This is a genomic window from Sinorhizobium garamanticum, from assembly GCF_029892065.1.
GTDB lineage: Bacteria > Pseudomonadota > Alphaproteobacteria > Rhizobiales > Rhizobiaceae > Sinorhizobium > Sinorhizobium garamanticum.
On sequence record NZ_CP120374.1, the window covers coordinates 1,698,192 to 1,718,157 of the forward strand.

The following is a 19,966-nucleotide window of genomic DNA, read 5'->3' on the forward strand; positions in this document are numbered from 1 at the left end:
TTGTGACGAAATATCTGGACATCTTCTCGCTGAAGGGCCGTACGGCTCTGGTGACGGGCTCGAGCCGCGGCATCGGCGCTTCGATCGCGCGTGGGTTTGCCGCCTATGGCGCGCGTGTGGTGTTACACGGACAAAGACCTGGCGCGACGGATGAGGTCGAGCGGGCGATACGCGCCGCCGGCGGCGCCGCCGTTTCGATCCACGGTGAACTTTCGCAAGCCGGTGCCGGCCGGGAGATCGTTGCAGCAGCCGAGACGGCTGCCGGTCCTTTGGACATACTGGTCGTCAACGCATCGGCGCAGATCAACGGCGCGTTCGAGGACGTTAACAGCGAAGACTTCGCCACGCAGATCGAGGTCAATCTCCGCGCGACGGTCGAGATGCTGCAGGCCGTTCTGCCCGGCATGGCCGAGCGCGGCTGGGGCCGCGTCGTCAATATCGGCAGCATCAATCAGTTGAGACCGAAGTCGATCGTGTCGATTTACGCGGCGACGAAGGCGGCGCAGCACAATCTCATCCAGAGCCTTGCGCGCGATTACGCGCCGCGCGGCGTGCTGCTCAACACCCTCGCTCCCGGCCTCGTCGACACCGACCGCAACGCCGCCCGTCGTGACAGTGATCCTGAGGGCTGGGCGCATTATGTCCGCACACTCAACTGGATGGGCCGCGCCGGCAGCCCTGACGAAATGGTCGGTGCAGCGCTTTTCCTCGCCTCCGACGCTTGCAGCTTCATGACCGGCGAGGCAGTGATCATGTCGGGCGGCTATTAGGCCCTGAGCCTAGACCGTTGAACCAGTGAAATGAACTAACTCTTTGAAACGAGGCAATTCCGCTGCATACTCTCCTGGAGTTGCTTTAGCTGGCGACCTTTCGGACAACATCCGACGCTCCGCGGCGGGCGAGGGAACCGAAGAGCCGCGCATGCATTGCATTACCAGGACAATGAACCACCATGGGAGAAGTGCGATGTCACAGCAGACTCACTCCGTCGCCACTCCCGACGGGCACGTCGTGACGGCCCGCGAGGCCTTGGAACTGCTATATCTGCACCTTGAGCAGGAAGCAGAGGCCAAGCTCGTGGCAGCGGCCATGCGCGCCGGCTGGTCCGCCGAGGAGGCTTTATCGGCGATCGATGACCTCAAACTGGAAGACATGCAAGCCATCGCCAGGCGGAAGTCCTAGATCATTTCATTGAAACGGTGAAATGATCTAACTCTTTGAAATGACGCGATTCCGGACGGAAAACCGTTACACGGTTTTCCTGGAATTACTTGAACCCCGGCATACCGCCCGCGAAGGCCGCGAGCGTCGCTTGGTCGCTGATTTCGAGACCTCCACTCATTTCCTGCAGCCTGTTGCGAGGTTGCGGGGCGGGCCTATTTTTCGCAAAGCCGACGAGGCCCTGCATATGGCTGAAACGTGCAGTCATACGGACGGAACGAACGATAGGCGCGCGCGCAGGCGTGAACATTGCAGGAAGCAGGCGCCCCGCCGTCACCTGCGGAACTCATAGTCGCATCGGATTCGCTTGGTTGACTTTCGCCACCGTTGGCCAACGCTGCCGTCATGAAGTTGCGCCAGATCCGCGCCGGCAGCTTGCCGCCTGTTACCTCGTTCATGGGCTTTTCGTCGTCATTGCCGACCCAAACGCCAACGACCAGCCGTTCGTTGAATCCGATGAACCAGGCATCGCGATGGTTCTGGCTGGTGCCCGTCTTGCCCGCTGCAAACATCCCAAGATCGGCCTCTCGGCCGGTCCCTCGCTCGACGACCAGCCGCAACAAACCGACCAGATCCGGCTGGTATTGGCGAAGATCGGTCGTGGGTTGCTTTGGAGCGCCCAAGCGGAACGCGCGGGGCTCGCCATCGGCTCGGAAGGATACGATGCCCCATGGCTCGACCGGGGCCGCGCCCGCCCGAACCGAGGCGTAGGCGCCGGTAAGATCAAGCAGGTTCACCTCCGACGTGCCGAGGGCGAGACTCGGCGTTTCGGAAAGTTTGGCATCGATCCCCAATTCGTGAGCGGCGGCGATAACCTTGTCGATGCCAACCTCCATCGCCAGAGCCACCGTCGCGGCGTTCAGCGATCGCGCGAACGCCTCCGCTATACTGACTGGTCCGCGATAGCCGCCATCGTAGTTTCCCGGAGACCAGCCGTCGATCTCCATCGGCGCATCGTCAACCCAGTCGAAGGGAGTGAGGCCGGCCTTCAATGCGGCATAGTAGACAAAGAGCTTGAAGGCAGAGCCTGGTTGGCGCATCGCTGAAACTGCGCGGTTAAACGTGCTTTTCGAGTAATCACGCCCGCCGACCATGGCGACCACAGCGCCCTCTGGCGTCATTGCCACCAACGCGGCCTGCTGTACTCCCGCTTCTGTGCCTTCCTGCTCAAGTGCTTCGGCAACCACCTTTTCGCCGATCGCTTGCAGCCGCGGCACCATCGTCGTTCTGACCTTGATCGTGCCACGGTAAGGACCCGCAAGCTCACGCGCCTCCTGCATCACCCAGTCGGCAAACCAACTGCCTGAGCGTGTTGCCGGCTTTACCGGACGAAGTTCCGCGGTCGCGGTCTTGGCCTGCTCTGCGGTTACCTTGCCGCTCTTGATCATGGCATCGAGCACGAACTCCGCCTGCCGGCGCGCGCCGTCCGGGTTGCTTATGGGATTGAGCTGCGAGGGCGCGCGGATAATGCCCGCAAGCATCGCCGATTCACTCACATTGAGTTCGTGCATGTCCTTGTCGAAGAAAATACGGGCGGCCGCCGGGACGCCCGTTGCGCCGGCACCAAGATAGATGTTGTTCAGGTATCGCGTGAGGATCTCGTCCTTGCCAAGCTTCTGCTCCAGCCAGAAGGCGATGACTGCTTCCTGGATCTTCCGCTTCCAGGTGCGGTCTCGCTCCAGATAGAGGATCTTGACCAGTTGCTGCGTGATCGTGCTGCCGCCTTGCACGACTTCGCCTGCACCGACATTCGTGTAAAGCGCACGAAGAATGCCCCTCAGATCGATACCGAAGTGCTCATAGAAGCGCCGGTCCTCCCTGGTCAGCACGGCATCGATGAGATGCGGAGGGAAATCTGCTCGGGCCGCATAGGGGCCCTGAAGCGGTCCTTGGGTTACCAGCGGCTTGCCGGCAGCCGTTTCGAGCACCACCACCGGCTTCAGCGAGCCATCGGCAATCTCTTCCCACGGCACATCCTTCAACGCCCACGAGAAAAGAGCGATCAGCGAGACAAGCAACACCGCGCCTGCAATGGCCGCGCTCCGCGCGAGGATGGTGCGCCCGCTGCGTGCACCCCCTGGGCCAGCAGGCACGTTTCTCGAACGCCGGCGCCGGAGGCCTGTCCAAATGGTTCCAGCCAACCCGGTAAGCTTGTGCCTTACGTCCGGGGCCTCCGTCCCTTGCCGTTGCTGCCGGAGCCTATCAAGCTTTTCAGCGAGTTGAGAGGTCGCTCCAACCGCATCGTGACGCACTGCCTGTCCAAGTCTCAGTAATGCCCGGCCTATTTCTGCAAGAGCGCTCCCCGTACGCGCAAATGCTGCGCCATCGGGGCTTTCTGCCCCTTCAATGCTGGGCCCGGATGGCCCCTGTTTTTCCGCGCCTCCAGCCGGAGCGGCGTTATTGTCCGCCATGCGTGAACTCTTTTCCAACGACTGCGCCAACGCCGCCATGTAGCGCGCGACGCGACCCTCCCGACATCTTACTTCGGTTCGGATCGCCTTGCTTGTTGCGCAGAACGCATTGGCCGGGCAAGAGGTTGCCAACGACAGGTACAAAGAATGACAGCTGTTGCGCCGCTGGCGAGTACAACAGCACTCTATTGGAGCTCTATGGCAGAAATTGCGGACCGCCTGTCGACTAATGCTTTCCGGCATCCAGAGGCGGCATTCGAACGAAGATATCGTCCATCGGCTCGCAGCGCCCGTTCGAGGAGCGATGCTTGCGACACCTCCTGACTGCCGTGGTTTTGCTCGGCCGATGTCAATAATCTTGTGAAAAATCCGATACTAGGGCACAATTTGTGAATGCACCCGAAGTGCGGAGCTATCGCAGTCCGGCCGCCTCGCGCCGAGTGACAGTTCGCGTGGGAGGGGTCGGCGTCGATGGATCAGGGGTTCTTTCTTCTGTTCGCTGCGGTGTCCGTGATCACGGCCCTGACTGTGGTCCTGGCGCGTAATCCCGTTCACAGCGCATTGGCACTGATGGCGTGTTTCCTGCAGGTCTCCGCGATCTTCGTCCTGCTCGGGGCGCCATTGCTCGCGGTCATCCAGATCTTCGTCTATGTCGGCGCGATCATGGTCCTGTTCCTCTTCGTGATCATGATGATCGACGTGCGCGAAGCGGTGTTGCAGCGTTTCTTGCCGGGCGGCAACCTGCCGGCTCTGGTGTTGCTTGTCCTGCTCGGGGTCGAGATGCTCGCGCTGGTGCTCTGGAGCGACCGCTTTTCGGTCGCGGAGCCCGTCGCCATCCGTGGCGGCGATGAGGTCAGAGCGCTTAGCACGGCGCTTTTCGCCGACTATCTCCTGCCGTTCGAAATCGCCTCCGTCATCCTCCTGGCCGCCCTTGTCGGTGCGATCGTGCTGGCGCGGAAGGAGCCGGGCTGATGGTTCCCCTCTCATGGTACATTTTGCTGGGAGTGGTCCTGTTTGTGATCGGGGCGGCGGGCGTGCTGCTCAGGCGCAATATTCTGGTCGTGCTGATGTCGCTGGAGTTGTTGCTCAACTCGGTCAACATCAATTTCATCGCTTTCGGGCGTTACTACGCTGATTTCCGCGGACAGATCTTCGCGATCTTCGTCATCGCAACCACCGCTGCGGAGGTAGCCGTCGCCCTTGGCATCCTGGTCGCCCTCGTGAGGAACAAGGCTACCCTCAAGGTCGACGATGTGACCGTGATGAAAGGATAGCGGCTTGGAACCGGTGATCTCGATCCGGCCGCTGCTTGCCGTCGCCATTGCCGGGCTGGCGGCCCTTTCAGTTCTCCTGTTGCACAAGCGCGAAAAACTCCGCGATCTCGTCTCGCCGCTGGCCGCGGTCGCCATGTTCGCGATCGTCGCCTCGATGGCAACCACGGTGCTTTCGGGCGGAACTGTCGAGCTGCGCCTCTTCGAGATCCTGCCGGGCATCGACTTCGCCTTCCGGGTCGATGCGCTCGGCATGGTGTTTGCCACCGTCTCGTCGCTGTTGTGGATCGTGGCGGCGGTCTATTCGATCGGCTACATGCGGCACCTCCACGAGCACGCGCAGACCCGATTCTTCGCATGCTTCGCGTTGAGCCTCGCGGCGGCTGTCGGGGGCGCCTTTGCCGCCAATCTCTTCACGCTGGTGATCTTCTACGAGGTACTCAGCCTCGTCACCTATCCGCTCGTTTACCACCACGAGGACGAAGAGGGGTGGAAGGGCAGCCGCAAATACCTCGTCTATCTGATGGGCGCATCGAAAAGCGTGCTTCTTGCCGCGCTGGCGCTGACCTATGCCATTGCGGGGTCGCTTGACTTCGTGCCCGGGGGACTGCTCGCGGGCGCCAACGCCCCGGCGGCGCTGCTGACTGTCGTTTATTTCTGCTATCTCTTCGGCTTCGCCAAGGCCGCGGTGATGCCGATGCACGCCTGGCTGCCCGCCGCGATGGTGGCGCCGACACCGGTCAGCGCGCTCCTGCATGCAGTGGCCGTGGTCAAGATGGGTGTCTTCTGCGTGCTGAGGGTGGTGTTCCATGTCTTCGGCGCGGGGCTGGTGGGCGGGTTGGGACTGGGTATCGCCACGGCCTATCTCGTTTCGTTCACGATCCTGATGGCGTCCGTCTATGCGCTGACGCGGGACGACCTGAAGGCGCGGCTCGCCTATTCGACGGTCAGCCAGCTCTCATACGTCGTGCTGGGCGCGGTTCTATTGTCGCCGGTCGCCATGGTCGGCGGGATCATCCATATCGCGGCGCACGCCTTCTCCAAGATCACGCTCTTCTTCTGCGCCGGGTCGATCTATTGCGCGTCCGGCAAGCGCAACATCAGCGACATGGCCGGTATCGGCCGCAGGCTGCCCTGGACGATGGGGGCGTTCTTCGTCGCCTCGCTCAGCATGATCGGGGTGCCGCCGACCGCGGGCTTCGTCAGCAAGTGGTATCTGACGCTGGGGTCGGTCCAGGCTGGGGAGGTGGCGTTCCTGATCGTTCTCCTGGCAAGCTCGGTGCTGAATGCCGCCTATTTCCTGCCGGTCAGCTATGTCGCCTTTTTCGGCGCGGAGGCACAGGAGAGCCCAGCGGCCATTCGCGAGATTCCGCTGGTGACGATCCCGCTGGTCGCGACCGCCATCCTGTCGGTGTTGATGGGAGTCTTCCCCGGCTATTTCCTCGCTCTGGCGGAAGGAGTGGTCAGATGATCGAAAGCATCGTCGATTTCTTTGGCGACGAGACCTATGCAAGTCGCCGCCGCCGGCTGTTCTATCTCGTGCTCGTTCTGATTGTCGTCGCCGATTTTCTGGTCTCCCGCGAACATGCCGAATACCTATGGGAGCGCCTGCCGGGCTGGTCGGCCGTTTACGGCTTCGGCTCCTGCGTGCTTTTGATTTTCGTTTCCAAGTTTCTCGGCCATCAGGGCGGGCTCATGCGGCGCGAGGACTATTATGACTGACTTTGTCCATCCCGCCCTCCTGTTCATTCTTGGCGCTGTGCCGATCCCGTTCCTGAACGGGACAATCCGGAAGGCCTATCTGGTGCTGGTCCCGCTCCTGGCGTTCTTCGCCGTGCTCACCATTGAGCCGGGGAGTTACGGCGCGGCGACGTTCATCGGGCAGGAAATCCTGATCGCGAAAGTCGACAGGCTCAGCATCGTCTTTGCCACGGTTTTCACCATCATGGCACTGATCGGCATGGTCTACGCGCTGCATCTCACACGCGCCGGCCAACATGTGGCGGCGTTCGTCTATGTCGGCAGCGCGCTCGGCGTGGTCTTCGCCGGCGATTACCTGACGCTCTACCTCTTCTGGGAGGGCATGGCGTTCGCCTCGGCCTACTTGGTTTTCGCTCAAGGTGGCGAGAAGGCGGTCCGCGCCGCATTCCGATACCTCATGGTCCATGTCACCGGCGGCATTGTCCTGCTCGGCGGCATCCTTCTCCATGGGGCTGCCGCCGGATCGCTGCTCTTCGGGCCGATGGAGGGGGGCTCGATAGAGGCAGGGATGGGTGCTGGCGCCTATCTGATCCTTGCCGGGTTCCTGCTCAATGCCGCCGTGCCGCCGCTCAACGCCTGGCTCACCGACGCCTATCCGGAAGCGACCGTCACCGGGGCGGTGTTCATGAGCGCGTTTACCACCAAAACCGCCGTCTATGTGCTGGCGCGAGCCTTTCCCGGGACAGAGCTTCTGGTCTGGCTCGGCGCGGTGATGGCGCTTTACGGTGTCGTCTACGCGGTCTTGGAGAATGATAGTCGGCGGCTGCTCGCCTATCACATCGTCAGCCAGGTGGGCTACATGGTGGCGGGCGTCGGCATCGGGACCGAGATGGCGGTGAACGGAGCCACCAGCCATGCCTTCGCCCATATCCTCTACAAGGCGCTCCTGTTCATGGGGGCCGGGGCAGTGATCCACGTCACCGGGCGGCGCAAGCTCACCGAGCTTGGCGGACTTTATAAAACCATGCCGTTGACCGTGGCGCTCTACATGATCGGCGCCTTCGCGATCTCGGCCTTTCCGTTCTTCTCGGGCTTCGTCACCAAGTCGATGGTGGTGGCAGCCGCAGGCCAGGATCACCGCGCGCTGGTGATGCTGGCACTCACGATGGCATCGTCGGGGACGTTCCTGCATACCGGGCTCAAGCTGCCCTATTACATGTTTTTCGGCACGGACCGAAAGCTCGAGGCGCGGGAGCCGCCCCGCAACATGCTCGTTGCGATGGGCATGGCGGCGGCGCTCTGCATTGCGATCGGCGTGTTTCCGGGGCCGCTTTATACGCTTCTGCCTTATCCGGTCGACTTCGAGCCCTATACGGGCGCCCATGTCACCGAGAGCCTCGGTATCCTGATGTTCACGGCATTGGGCTTCGTCATTTTCTTGCGGGCGCTCGATCCGGAGAACACGATCAGCCTCGACACGGACTGGTTCTACCGCAAGGGCGCACAAGGCTTCATGTGGCTCGCCGAAAAACCGCTGGCGCGCTACGAGAAGGCGGCGAGCGACGTTTCGGAGACTGCGGTGCTGCCCTTCCTGCACGGTTCGGCGCGGGCCGGGCTGCGGCTCGACCTCAATGGTGTGGATGGTGTCGTAAACGGCGTCGCCCGTTCGATCCTTACCGGCGGCGGGGTGCTGAGGCGGCTGCAGACCGGCGTCGTCACTCACTACGCGCTGGCGATGATCGCCGGTGTGATCGCGACTATCGTCGTTTTCGCCGTGGTGTGGCGGTAGGGGGCGCGATGGGAATTCCGCTGCTCAGTCTCATCATATTCACCCCGGTCGCCGGGGCGGCGGTTCTGATGTTTCTCCGCAGCGACGATGCGGTGCGGTGGACAGCGCTCATTGTCACGGTCCTCGATCTCGCGCTCTCGATCGTGCTGCTGGCCGGGTTCGACACGACCACCCACGAGATGCAGTTCACCGAGAAGGTGCCGTGGGTGCCCGCGCTCGGGATCACCTATGCGCTCGGCGTCGACGGGATCAGCGCGCTCTTCGTGTTCCTGACCGCGCTGCTGGGCGCGGTCTCGGTGCTCGCCTCGTGGGTCGCGATCGAGCGCAAGGTCACGGCGTTCATGGCGAGCCTGCTTGCCATGCAGGCCCTGATGCTCGGGGTGTTCTTAAGCCTGGACCTGTTTCTCTTCTATGTCTTCTGGGAGGCGATGCTGATCCCCATGTACCTGATCATCGGCGTCTGGGGTGGCGAGGGCCGGGTCTATGCCGCGTTCAAGTTCTTCCTTTACACGCTGGCGGGCAGCCTCCTGTTCCTCGTCGGCGTCATCGTGCTCTATTTCCAGGGCGGCGAGACCTTCGACATCCTCGCTTTGACGGCGCAGGACTTGCCGTTCCGGATCCAGTCCTGGCTGTTCTTCGCCTTCCTGATCGCCTTCGCCGTCAAGGTGCCGATGGTCCCGGTCCACACTTGGCTCCCGGACGCCCATGTGCAGGCGCCGACGGCGGGCAGCATCATCCTTGCCGGCGTGCTCCTGAAGATGGGCGCCTACGGATTCCTGCGCTTCTCGCTGCCGATGCTGCCGGAGGCCTCGGTATATTTTTCGCCGCTGATGCTGGCGCTGTCGGCTCTCGCCATCGTCTATGGCGGGTTGCTTGCGCTCGCGCAGGATGACCTGAAGAAGTTGGTGGCCTATTCCAGCATCAGCCACATGGGCTTCGTGACGATGGGAATTTTCGCGCTGAACATCCGCGGGCTCGAGGGCGGCATCCTGCAGATGTTCAATCACGGCGTGACGACGGGCGCTCTGTTCCTGTTCGTCGGCCTGATCTACGAGCGGACCCATACCCGCAGCATCGCCGACTATGGCGGGCTGATGAAGGTGGCGCCGGTCTATACCGTCTTTCTTGCCCTCTTCACCCTGTCGTCGATGGCGCTGCCGGGAACGAATTCGTTCGTGGGTGAGTTGCTGGTGCTATCGGGCGGGTTTGCGGCCAACCTCGCCGTCGGTGCGGCCGCCGTTTTGGGTGCGACGCTGGGCGCCGCCTATCTGCTCGGCATGTATAGAAGGGTCGCGCTCGGTCCGGCCAGCGTCGGCGCCCGGTCCAAGATCCGCGACGTGAACGCCCGCGAGATGGTGGCGATCCTGCCGCTCGCCGTCTTCGTGCTCTGGGTCGGGCTCTATCCAAAACCCTTTCTCGCCATCATCGACGCCTCTGTGACACATCTGCTGACTGAAGTTCACGGCAGGGAGAGCGGCCAATGACCGACGCCGCGCTTCTCCAATCGATCATTGCAAGCCTGCCCGAGATCGTGGTGGTCACCGGGGCCTGCATCCTGTTGATCCTGGGGCAGCTTGTGCGCAAGGGGCAGGAGCATTTCTTTGTTTCGGCCTCCGTCGCGATCGTGCTGATCGCCGCCTTGGCGACGCTCCTGCTGGCGAACGAGGTGCGGCCGGCCTACTCCGGCATGTTCATCGCCGACCGCTTCGCGGTCTTCTTCAAGCTCGTGTTCTACCTGGCGACCGTCCTGACATTCCTCCTGTCGCGAAAATATGCCGATATCGAAGGGATCGCGAGCAGCGAATACTATGTCCTGCTGCTCTTCGCGCTTTTCGGAATGATGATCATGGCCTCGGCGACAGATCTTCTGTCGATCTATGTGGGCCTCGAACTGATGGTGCTCTGCACCTATGTGCTGACGGGCTTCATGCGACGCGAGCAGCGCTCGAACGAAGCCGCGTTGAAATACGTGATCCTTGGCGCGGTCTCGACCGGGATTTTCCTGTACGGCGTCTCGCTGGTCTACGGGTTGACCGGCACGACGCAACTCGATGCGATGGCTCAGGCGGTGACTGGGGCTCCGCTCGATCCCGGATTGCTGCTGGCGGTGGTCTTCATTGTTGCGGGGCTGGTCTTCAAGGTCGGCGCGGTGCCGTTCCATATGTGGCTGCCGGACGTATACGAAGGCGCGCCGACGACGATCACAGCCTTCATGTCGGTGGGGCCGAAGGCGGCGGGCTTCGCGGTTATCCTCAGGGTATTCCTCAATCCCCTGGTCGCCGCCTCGGACGCATGGATCATCGTCGCAGTCATCGCGGTGGTGACCATGGCGCTCGGCAGTTTCGTGGCGCTGGTGCAGGATAATTTCAAGCGGCTGCTCGCCTACTCCAGCATCGCCCATGCCGGCTTCGCCATTTTCGGCGTGGTGGCCGGCGGTCAGGACGGGATCGCCAGCGTGATGCTCTACATGCTGATCTACGCCTTCATGAACCTCGGCATTTTCGGCGCCGTCATCATGATGCGGAACGGCGATTTCTCGGGCGAGGTCATCGACGACTACGCGGGTTTCGCCAAGTCGCATCCGGGACTCGCGCTTCTGATGCTGCTCTATCTCTTCTCGCTCGCTGGCATCCCGCCGACGGCCGGCTTCTTCGCCAAGTTCTACGTGCTGGTCGCACTCGTCGAGCGAGGTTTCGTCATGCTTGCGGTGATTGCCGTACTCTTGAGCGCCGTCGCCGCCTACTTCTACATCCGCATCGTCATGGTGATCTACATGCGCGAGCCGGAGAGGGCGTTCGAGCCCGCGCTGACGCCCATGGTGCGCGCCACGCTTGCCTTCACCGCCCTCGGCACCATCGGCATCGGGCTATTTCCGGCGTGGTTCCTTGGGCTTGCTCAACAGTCGGCGTCTGGGGGGTAGAGAGGGATGAGGAAAAGTGTGCGCGGTTTTCCGCTCGCATCCCGCTCTAAATGTTTAAAATCGATTGGATTTGCAATGATCCGCCCGACAGAATAGACTCTCCGAAGGATTGCCCAGGTTGCTTCTCGGGGCGACGACAGTACCGGCCCCATATCGCGACTGAGCAAAGCCCTCGTTGAGCGGGGCGTAATGATATGACGGCAATGGAATTCCTGCCGGTTCTTTTCATGGTCGCCGGAATTGTTCTGGTGGCGGGGGCAACGCTGTTTGTTTCCTCGCTGCTGCGCCCCTCCAACCCCTATCCGGCAAAGAACATGCCCTACGAATGCGGCATGGACCCTGCGGGCGAGGCCGCGGGGGGCCGCTTCCGGGTCCAGTTCTATATCCTCGCGATCCTGCTGGTCGTCTTCGATGTCGAGACGATGTTCCTCTTTCCCTGGGCCGTCGTCCTGAAGGAGATCGGGCTGGTCGGTTTTGTCGAGATGTTCGTTTTCATCGTGCTGCTTCTCGTAGGCTTCGCCTACGCGTGGCTGAAGGGAGCGCTTGAATGGGAGGAGTAAACAACGCGATCCGCGACAGTGTCCTGTTCACCACGGCCGACAGCGTCATCAGCTGGAGCCGGAGGTCGGCATTGTGGCCGGAGACCTTCGGCATCGCCTGCTGCGCCATCGAGATGATCTCGGCCGGTTGCGCCCGCTATGATCTCGACCGGTTCGGCGTGGTGTTCCGCCCGTCGCCACGCCAGTCCGACGTGATGATCATCGCCGGTACGGTCACTCGGAAATTCGCGCCGGTCGTCAGGCGGCTCTATGACCAAATGCCGGAGCCGCGCTGGGTGATCGCCATGGGTACCTGCGCCATTTCGGGCGGCGTCTATAACACCTACGCCGTGGTGCAGGGGTCGGAAACCTTCGTGCCCGTCGATGTGCATGTGCCCGGCTGTCCGCCGCGGCCCGAGGCGTTGATGCACGGCTTCCTCCTGTTGCAGGAGAAGATCAAGAAGTCCCGCGCGTTGACCGGCACACCTCTCGATCGGGTTGCAGCGTCATGAGGGTGGAACCGTCTCTCAACCGCGCTCCGATCATGGAGCGCTTCGGAGAAGCAATCGAGGATCTAGGCACCGCGCACGGCATTGAAGTCTTTGCTGTTCCTCCGGACAAGATCGTCGAGTTCTGCCGGTTTCTGAAAGAAGATCCGGCGCTCAAGTTCAATTTCCTCTCGGACATTTGCGGGGTCGATCATTATCCCGAGACGCCGCGTTACGAGGCGGTCTACCACCTCTATTCGCTGCCGAACAAATGGCGGATCCGCATCAAGTGCCGGCTTGGCGATCCCCCTGAGGTTCCCTCGGTCACGGGAGTCTGGCGCACCGCCAACTGGCACGAGCGCGAGGCCTGGGACATGTACGGCATCCGGTTTACGGGGCATCCCGACCTGCGCCGCATCTACATGTGGGAAGGCTTCGAGGGCTTTCCGCAGCGCAAGGATTTTCCGCTCCGGGGCTACAAGGACAAGCTGAACCCGTTTGGCGCCGAAGGCCCGCCGCCGACGCAGCCCGACCTTGCCACCAGGGAGATTCCTTGAGCCGGATGGGGAAAGTGTGTCCGCCCGCAACCCGCTCGAACTGATTTGAAGGAGGCCGTTTGACGCCGGAGAGATGAGATGACCGAAGTCACCGAGCTCATGAGACCGGAAGGCGAAGCGCTCAATACCAAGGAAGTGCTGCTCAACCTCGGTCCACAGCACCCCAGCACCCATGGGGTGCTGCGGCTCGTGCTTGAGCTCGATGGCGAGTATGTCGAGCGCGTGGATCCCCATATCGGCTATCTCCACCGCGGCACCGAAAAACTGGCGGAGAGCTTCACCTATACCCAGATTTTCCCGCTGACGGACCGGCTCGACTATCTCTGTCCGCCTTCGAACAACCTGGCCTTCGCATTGGCGGTGGAGAAGCTCCTCGGCATAGAGGCGCCGATCCGGGCGCAATATATCCGCGTGCTGATGGCCGAACTGGCGCGGATCTCCGGCCATCTCCTGATCACCGGCGCGCTGCCTATGGACCTCGGCGCCATGACGGCGCTTCTCTACGTGATGCGCGAGCGCGAAATGATCATGGACCTCCTGGAAATGATCACCGGCGCGCGCATGCACACTTCCTTCTGCAGGGTTGGCGGGGTGCGCGAAGACCTGCCCGACGGTTTCCTTCCGAAGATCAGGGAGTTCTGCGACATCTTCCCGAGCCGGATCCGCGACTACGAGCGGCTGCTCGAGAACAACCGGGTGTTCCTGAACCGCACCCGGGGGATCGGCGTGATCTCCCCCGAGGACGCCATCGACCTGGGCTTAAGCGGTCCGAATCTGCGTGCTTCCGGTGTCGACTGGGACATCCGCCGCGACGAACCTTATGAAATTTACGACCGGCTCGATTTCAACGTCATTACCCGCGAAGAGGGCGATTGCTATGCGCGCTGGTGGTGCCGGGTCGAAGAGATGCGCGAGAGCATGCGGATCATCGAACAATGCATCGACCAGATGCCCGATGGACCGTTCCAGATCGACATGCCGACGATCGCCTTCCCGGTGGACAAGGAGCGCGTGCACTGCTCGATGGAGGCGTTGATCCAGCATTTCGACCTGTCGGCCTATGGCTTCGACGTGCCGGCCGGCGAGGTTTATTCGGCGATCGAGGCGCCGAAGGGCGAGCTCGGCTTCTACATCATCAGCGACGGGTCGCCAAAACCGTTCCGCATGAAGGTGCGGGCACCCTCGTTCGTCAATCTTCAGGCGCTCTTCGGGGTCACCAACGCCCGCTACCTGGCGGACATGATCGCCGTGCTCGGCAGTCTCGACCCTGTCATGGCGGAGGTGGACAAGTAGGAGATTTGGACGCGATGAGCATGCGCGAAAAAATCGAACAGGCAGCGGCGGCGTATCCAGACCAGCGCTCGGCGATCATGCCCGCGCTTGTGATCGCACAGAAGGAACACGGCCATCTGCCCGGTCCCGTGCTGGAGGAGGTCGCCGACATCCTCGGAGTCGAGCGGATCTGGGTCTACGAGCTGGCGACCTTCTACACGCTCTTCCACACCGAGCCGGTGGGCAGGTTCCACTTGCAGCTCTGCGACAATGTCTCCTGCATGCTGTGCGGATCCGAAGACCTGCTGACGCATCTGGAAACGGTGCTCAAGATCAAGAAGGGCGACACCACGGCGGACGGCTTGTTCACCCTTTCGACCGTCGAGTGCCTTGGTGCCTGCGAGATGGCTCCGGTAATGCAGGTCGGCGACGACTACCATGGCAACCTTGATGTCGCGCGGCTTGACGCACTGCTGGACAGCCTTCGGGCTGCGGCGGGGCGGGCAGCGGGCATCGAGCACGCTCCTCAGCCATTGCCGGGAGGGTAGCGCCTTGTTCGAGCCGGTTCTTCTCAAAAATGTCGAGGTCGCGAACGGCCATCTGCTTTCGACCTATGAGGCCGGCGGCGGCTATCAGGCGCTTAGGAAAGTGCTCAGCGAATACACGCCTGACGAGGTCGTCGAGCTCGTCAAACAGTCCAACCTGCGCGGTCGCGGCGGTGCCGGATTCCCGACGGGAATGAAGTGGAGCTTTGTGCCGAAAGGGGCCGACAAGCCGAAATATCTGTGCTGCAACGCGGACGAGGGGGAGCCCGGCACCTTCAAGGACCGGATCATCATGGAGCGCGACCCCCACCAGCTCATCGAGGCGCTGGCGGTGAGCGGCTACGCGATCGGGGCGGAAACCGCCTATGTCTACATCCGCGGAGAATATGTGGCGGCGATCCGTCGCCTGGAGCAGGCGATCGCCGAGGCTCACGAAAAGGGATACCTGGGAAGGAGCGTTCTGGGCACGGATTTCAATTTCACTGTCCACATCCACTGTGGCGCCGGCGCCTATATCTGCGGCGAGGAGACCGCGATGCTCGAGTCGCTCGAGGGCAAGCGGGCGCAGCCGCGATTGAAACCGCCGTTTCCGGCCGTGGCCGGGCTCTACGCCAGCCCGACAGTGATCAACAATGTCGAGACGCTCGCCTGCGTGCCGCATATCGTGACACGCGGCGCTGCCTGGTTTCGCGGCATCGGCCCGGACAAGAGCCCCGGTCCGAAGCTCTATTGCGTGAGCGGGCAGGTGCGCAAACCCGGCCTCTACGAGCTGCCGATGGGCATCCCGCTCAAGGAACTGGTCGAGGAGCACGCCGGCGGGCCGCTGCCGGGACGAAAGATCAAGGCGGTGATCCCGGGCGGAGTTTCGGCGCCGGTGATCCCGGAGCACGCGCTCGAAGTGGGGATGGATTTCGACTCGCTCTCTGCCGCCGGATCGATGCTCGGTTCGGCCGGCGTGATCGTGGTCGACGACTCCACCTGCATGGTCAAGGTCGCGACCCGGATCATCGAATTCTTCCACCATGAGTCCTGCGGCAAGTGCACGCCATGCCGGGAGGGCTTGAACTGGGTCGTCAAGGTGCTGCGTCGGATCGAGGCCGGGGAGGGCGCACCCGGCGACCTGGAGCAGCTGGACATGCTCTGCAAGGGCATTTTCGGCAATACGTTCTGTGCCTTGGGCGACGGCGCGGCGATGGGATTGCGGGCAGCACTGAAGCATTTTCGTGAGGAGTTTGTCGCCCATATCGAGGAGGGGAGGTGCCCGTTCCACTAATGCATGTCGCCCAAAAGTGTTTTTGGGACAACGACATGCATGAAAACAAGACCTGCGCGGACAGGGCTGAGAGGAAGTATGGTTAGTATCACGATCGACGGTCAAACGGTGGAAGTTGAGTCTGGCTCCACGGTGCTCAATGCGGCCGAGCGTTTGGGCATCGACATCCCGACCTTCTGCTACTGGAAGCGGTTGCCGGCACTTGCCTCGTGCCGCATGTGCCTGGTGGAGATCGAGGGTCTCAGGCGGTTGCAACCGTCCTGCGCGACCGCGGTCACCGATGGCATGGTGGTCAGGACGAACACGCCCCTGATCGAGGAAACGCGCTCGTCCATGCTCGACATGCTGCTCGCCAACCACCCGCTCGACTGCCCGATCTGCGACAAGGGCGGAGAGTGCGAGCTGCAGGACATGGTGATGGCCTACGGTCCCCGCAAAAGCGAGTTCCGCGATCCCAAACGTGTGTTCCACTCGAAGGACATCCGCCTGAGCCCGGTCATCATCATGAATGTCAACCGCTGCATCCAGTGCCAGCGCTGCGTCAGGATGTGTGAAGAGGTCGTCGGCGCGGTCGCTTTGGGGACGGTCGAAAAGGGGATGGACACCGCCGTAACCGGTTTCGAGGGCAGTCTCGCGAGTTGCGACCAGTGCGGCAACTGCGTCGAGGTCTGCCCCGTCGGCGCGCTGATGAGCTTCCCCTATCGCTACAAGGCACGGCCCTGGGATCTCGCCGAGACCGACACCATCTGCCCGCATTGCGGCACCGGCTGCCAACTGACTGTCGGAGCACGCAAGGGCGAGTTCATGCGGGTCCGCTCGGACTGGGAGCACGGGGTCAATCGAGAAACGCTCTGCGTGCGCGGGCGCTTCGGCCTCGACTTCATCGAGAGCCGGGACCGGATCAAGCGACCGATGATCCGTCGCGATGGCGTGCTCACTCCGGTTTCCTGGGATGAGGCCGGCGACTACCTGCGCCGGCGCCTCTCGGCCGTCGAGAGCAAGGCCGCCGGCGGGCTCGCGTCCGCGCGCCTGCCCAACGAGGTGCTCTATCAGTTCCAGAAGCTGATGCGGACGGTGTTCCGCACAAACAACATCGACTGTTCGTCGCGCTGGTCTACGCCCTACGATGCGCTCGGCCCGCTGGTGGCGGGGTTCCATAGCCGCGCGCCGTTGGAAGAGGTGATCGCGAACGACTGTGTGCTGGTGATCGGCGGCAATGTGACGGAGGAAAACCCCGTTACCGAATACCTGCTCAGGGATGCCGCGCGACAGCGGCAGACCGGATTGCTCATGCTCTCGGCGCGGCCGTCGCGTCTCGACGCCGATGCCCGTACGGTGGTTCGCGTGCGGCCGGGCGAAGAAGCGGCGAGCCTTGCGGCGGTGGTGGCCGGGCTCGTGGCGGCGGACGGTCAGGCATTGCCGGGCGACGTTTCTGCCGATATCGGCGCGACAATCCGTAGTCCAGCGGCGAGCAGCGGCAGCGACGCGCTGGATCGTCTGGCCTCCGCACTCAAGGAGAGCCGCAGTGTCAGCGTTCTTGTCAGCATCGACCTTCTGAGATCACCCGAAGCACGCGCGACACTGCAACAGCTCAACAACCTGCTCAAGGTCCTCCACCTGCTCGGCAAGGGCCCGGCGATGCAGTTTCTCTTCGACCGCGCCAACCAGATGGGCGCCTGGGACATGGGGGTTCTGCCGGCGGCGCTGCCGGGGCCGGGCGCGGTCACCGACGATGCGGCGCGCGCAACTCTCGAACGGGCCTGGGGCACCGAGCTTCCGTCCGAACCGGGCGCCGGTCTCGACGCGATGCTGGAGCTCTGCGTCGACGGGCGGATGGGCGCGCTCTACGTCGCCGGAACCGACCCTCTGATCGCCTTTCCCGACCGGGATTTCGTGACGCGTGCGCTTAGCGCCGCCGATCTCCTGATCGTGCAGGACACCTTCCTGACGGAGACTGCGGGCCTGGCGGAGGTCGTCCTGCCCGCGGCGGGTTTCGGCGAGGAAGCCGGCACGTTCACCAACAACGAGGGCCGGCTTCAGACGGTTCGCAAATTCCGCGAACCAGCCTTCGAGGCGCGAGGCAATCTGGCGATCTTCGATTTCGTCGCGGCGCTCCGCAAGGAACTGCTTCAGCCTTCGACGCAAGGCGAGATTTTCGACGAGATTGCCCGGCTGGTTCCAGCCTATCAGGGGTTGACTGAGGGTGGGCTCGGCGCCGACGGCGCCTTCACCAAGGCGGTGCCGATGCCAGCGGCTGGCAAATTCTTCCCGCCGCCGCCTGCCCCGACATCAACCGACGGGCTCGTGCTGGTGACAGGCAACTGCCTGTTCCACAACGGATATCTTTCCGAACGCTCGGAAATCCTGAATACCGTTGCGGACGATCCCTATGTCGAAATGAGCGCTGAGGATGCCGCTAAGCTTGGCCTTTCGGATGGCGCCCCGGTGGTGGCGCGTTCCGCTCAGGGTGAACTGACGGCAAAGCTCAAGGTCAACCGGCGCTTTCCGAGCGGCCTCGTGTTTGTGCCCGAGAACTACAGCGCGCTGCGTCTCAACAGCCTGATGCGGCGGGATGAATATCCATGTCCTGTGGAAGTGCGCGAGGCCGCACCGGTCTTCGAGAGCGCTGCTTCCACGGGCTCCGCCATTGAGCAAGATCGGATTTGATCGGATCGTTGCGCGACCACCCGGGGACGCCGCGTGGGGTAGCATCTTGGAGTTGCCGAGCAGAGCACCCCCCGCTCTCCCGAGTGTCGATGTGATTCCTCTCGAAGGAGGCGTGCCGCACCTGCTCTCGTCAGTGATAGCGGTTCCCGCAAATGTAATCCTGCAGGTCCTGCTCCGTGCGCAACGCTTCGTCGAGCCTGTGCTTGACCACGTCGCCGATGCTGACCACGCCGACAACGCTGTCGCCTTCGAGCACGAGCACGTGGCGTGTACGCCGTTGGGTCATCATCGCCATCACGTAGGGCAGCAAATCCTGTGTCGAACAGGTCGCGACACTGCGGTTCATGATGTCAACAGCCCGCATCGTCGCCGCCTCGGCCCCGTATTCCGCCAATGCGTTGCAGCAATCCCGTTCCGAAAGCGTACCCAGGTATTCTCCGGGGGCGCGGCTGACGACTACGAAGCCGATATTGCTTTCGCGAAACAGCCGCAGCACTTCCACCATAGTGTGAGAAGGGGTGACCGCAATGACCCCGACGCCCTTGTTCTTCACGATATCGCCGACAAACATTTAAGCCTCCTGCCCTGCAGCGCGGTGCGTCAGACGCACAAAAGTCGCCGTAGCACTTTGAACTGGCGCACGATTTTACTCCTAAATCGCCTGCGATTTAAGGAGTCGTGCGGTCGCCCCGGGGTTGACAGCTGGCGTGCTCACGTTCGGCGGATATTTCGCCACCAGTTGTAACCCTGCGCCTCGCTCGACTCCACCAGAACGTCCTTCTTCGTGTCAAGGCGAGCGGCAACCACGCCGCCACCGGTCGCCGCCTTGCCGGGCTTGGCGAGCAGGTCGTCACGCCCGATCACCAGGTCGCGCGAGGAAAAACTCGAGAATTCATATTGTTGGCCAAGAGCGATCGCATCCGCCGGACAGGCGTCCTCGCACAACCCGCAGAACAGGCATCGGGCCGTGTCGATCTCGAATTTGGCCGGTCGCCGGTTGCCCTTCTCGTCCTCATAGGGAACGACTTCGATGCAGTCGCAGGGACAGATCCGCGCGCAGAGTTCGCAGGCCACGCACTTGATCTCGCCCTCTTCGTCACGCTTGAGGAAGTGATGCCCGCGATAACGCGAATAGGGCAGCCATTTCTCCTTGTCCGGGTACTGCATGGTCACGGTTCTGGAGAACATGTAGCCAAGTGTCAGCGCCAGGGCGCTCGACAGATCGGAGAAGAACGCCCAGCCAATCCATGTTCCAGTTCTGTCCCGTGCGCGCGACATCGCCGCCCCGCTGCCGCATGTCTCCTGGATCCGA

General features: G+C 62.6%; 19 protein-coding genes. 16 read left to right on the forward strand and 3 right to left on the reverse strand.

What is annotated here, in order from left to right; all coding sequences use genetic code 11:
* The first annotated feature begins 2 nt into the window (after positions 1–2).
* Both PZN02_RS27760 and PZN02_RS27765 read left to right on the forward strand, forming a co-directional pair.
* Positions 3–770 (forward strand): SDR family NAD(P)-dependent oxidoreductase, encoded by a 768-nt coding sequence (locus PZN02_RS27760; protein ID WP_280662156.1) that lies wholly within the window; start codon positions 3–5, stop codon positions 768–770.
* Positions 771–966: 196 nt separating this feature from the next.
* The gene (locus PZN02_RS27765) at positions 967–1,182 is read left to right on the forward strand and encodes a hypothetical protein (protein WP_280662157.1); all 216 of its coding nucleotides are present in this window, start codon (positions 967–969) and stop codon (positions 1,180–1,182) included.
* A gap of 194 nt (positions 1,183–1,376) precedes the next feature.
* Here the strand turns inward: PZN02_RS27765 and PZN02_RS27770 are convergent, their stop codons facing one another.
* Positions 1,377–3,632, reverse strand: coding sequence for a PBP1A family penicillin-binding protein (locus tag PZN02_RS27770; RefSeq protein WP_280662158.1), 2,256 nt, complete (start codon positions 3,630–3,632; stop codon positions 1,377–1,379).
* Between the two features lie 471 nt (positions 3,633–4,103).
* On the opposite strand from PZN02_RS27770, the gene PZN02_RS27775 reads away from it, so the two are divergent.
* The 14 genes from PZN02_RS27775 to nuoG all read left to right on the forward strand — a co-directional run bounded on the left by PZN02_RS27775 (position 4,104) and on the right by nuoG (position 18,654).
* Positions 4,104–4,604 carry an NADH-quinone oxidoreductase subunit J gene (locus PZN02_RS27775; protein ID WP_280662159.1) on the forward strand — a complete coding sequence of 167 codons (501 nt, stop codon included), beginning with the start codon at positions 4,104–4,106 and terminating at the stop codon, positions 4,602–4,604.
* A complete protein-coding gene (gene nuoK, locus PZN02_RS27780) occupies positions 4,604–4,906 on the forward strand; it encodes an NADH-quinone oxidoreductase subunit NuoK (RefSeq protein ID WP_136504789.1) in 303 nt (100 codons plus the stop codon). Before PZN02_RS27775 ends, nuoK begins: the two co-directional genes overlap by 1 nt.
* Before the next feature lie 4 nt (positions 4,907–4,910).
* Entirely contained in the window at positions 4,911–6,374 is a 1,464-nt protein-coding gene (locus PZN02_RS27785) for a monovalent cation/H+ antiporter subunit D family protein (RefSeq protein WP_280662160.1), read from the forward strand.
* Positions 6,371–6,625, forward strand: a complete 255-nt coding sequence (locus PZN02_RS27790; RefSeq protein ID WP_280662161.1) for a hypothetical protein — start codon at positions 6,371–6,373, stop codon at positions 6,623–6,625. Before PZN02_RS27785 ends, PZN02_RS27790 begins: the two co-directional genes overlap by 4 nt.
* A complete protein-coding gene (locus PZN02_RS27795) occupies positions 6,618–8,393 on the forward strand; it encodes a Na(+)/H(+) antiporter subunit D (RefSeq protein WP_280662162.1) in 1,776 nt (591 codons plus the stop codon). The genes PZN02_RS27790 and PZN02_RS27795 overlap by 8 nt, the downstream gene beginning before the upstream one ends.
* An 8-nt stretch (positions 8,394–8,401) precedes the next feature.
* Complete coding sequence (locus PZN02_RS27800) at positions 8,402–9,877, forward strand: NADH-quinone oxidoreductase subunit M (RefSeq protein WP_280662163.1); 1,476 nt, start codon at positions 8,402–8,404, stop codon at positions 9,875–9,877.
* Positions 9,874–11,313, forward strand: coding sequence for an NADH-quinone oxidoreductase subunit N (locus PZN02_RS27805; protein WP_280662164.1), 1,440 nt, complete (start codon positions 9,874–9,876; stop codon positions 11,311–11,313). Before PZN02_RS27800 ends, PZN02_RS27805 begins: the two co-directional genes overlap by 4 nt.
* 194 nt (positions 11,314–11,507) lie before the next feature.
* Positions 11,508–11,873, forward strand: coding sequence for an NADH-quinone oxidoreductase subunit A (locus tag PZN02_RS27810; protein WP_280662165.1), 366 nt, complete (start codon positions 11,508–11,510; stop codon positions 11,871–11,873).
* A complete protein-coding gene (locus PZN02_RS27815; RefSeq protein WP_280662166.1) occupies positions 11,861–12,364 on the forward strand; it encodes a NuoB/complex I 20 kDa subunit family protein in 504 nt (167 codons plus the stop codon). Before PZN02_RS27810 ends, PZN02_RS27815 begins: the two co-directional genes overlap by 13 nt.
* Positions 12,361–12,897 (forward strand): NADH-quinone oxidoreductase subunit C, encoded by a 537-nt coding sequence (locus PZN02_RS27820; protein WP_280662167.1) that lies wholly within the window; start codon positions 12,361–12,363, stop codon positions 12,895–12,897. The genes PZN02_RS27815 and PZN02_RS27820 overlap by 4 nt, the downstream gene beginning before the upstream one ends.
* A gap of 78 nt (positions 12,898–12,975) precedes the next feature.
* Complete coding sequence (nuoD, locus tag PZN02_RS27825) at positions 12,976–14,190, forward strand: NADH dehydrogenase (quinone) subunit D (RefSeq protein ID WP_280662168.1); 1,215 nt, start codon at positions 12,976–12,978, stop codon at positions 14,188–14,190.
* 14 nt (positions 14,191–14,204) lie between these two features.
* A complete protein-coding gene (nuoE, locus tag PZN02_RS27830; protein ID WP_280662169.1) occupies positions 14,205–14,717 on the forward strand; it encodes an NADH-quinone oxidoreductase subunit NuoE in 513 nt (170 codons plus the stop codon).
* Between the two features lie 4 nt (positions 14,718–14,721).
* Positions 14,722–15,987, forward strand: coding sequence for an NADH-quinone oxidoreductase subunit NuoF (gene nuoF, locus PZN02_RS27835; RefSeq protein WP_280662170.1), 1,266 nt, complete (start codon positions 14,722–14,724; stop codon positions 15,985–15,987).
* Positions 15,988–16,065: 78 nt separating this feature from the next.
* Entirely contained in the window at positions 16,066–18,654 is a 2,589-nt protein-coding gene (nuoG, locus tag PZN02_RS27840) for an NADH-quinone oxidoreductase subunit NuoG (protein ID WP_280662171.1), read from the forward strand.
* 130 nt (positions 18,655–18,784) lie between these two features.
* On the opposite strand, the gene PZN02_RS27845 is transcribed toward nuoG, so the two are convergent.
* Together PZN02_RS27845 and PZN02_RS27850 are read right to left on the reverse strand one after the other, a co-directional pair.
* Positions 18,785–19,225, reverse strand: a complete 441-nt coding sequence (locus PZN02_RS27845; protein ID WP_280662172.1) for a CBS domain-containing protein — start codon at positions 19,223–19,225, stop codon at positions 18,785–18,787.
* 140 nt (positions 19,226–19,365) lie between these two features.
* Positions 19,366–19,932, reverse strand: coding sequence for an NADH-quinone oxidoreductase subunit I (locus PZN02_RS27850; RefSeq protein WP_280662173.1), 567 nt, complete (start codon positions 19,930–19,932; stop codon positions 19,366–19,368).
* Positions 19,933–19,966: the final 34 nt, after the last annotated feature.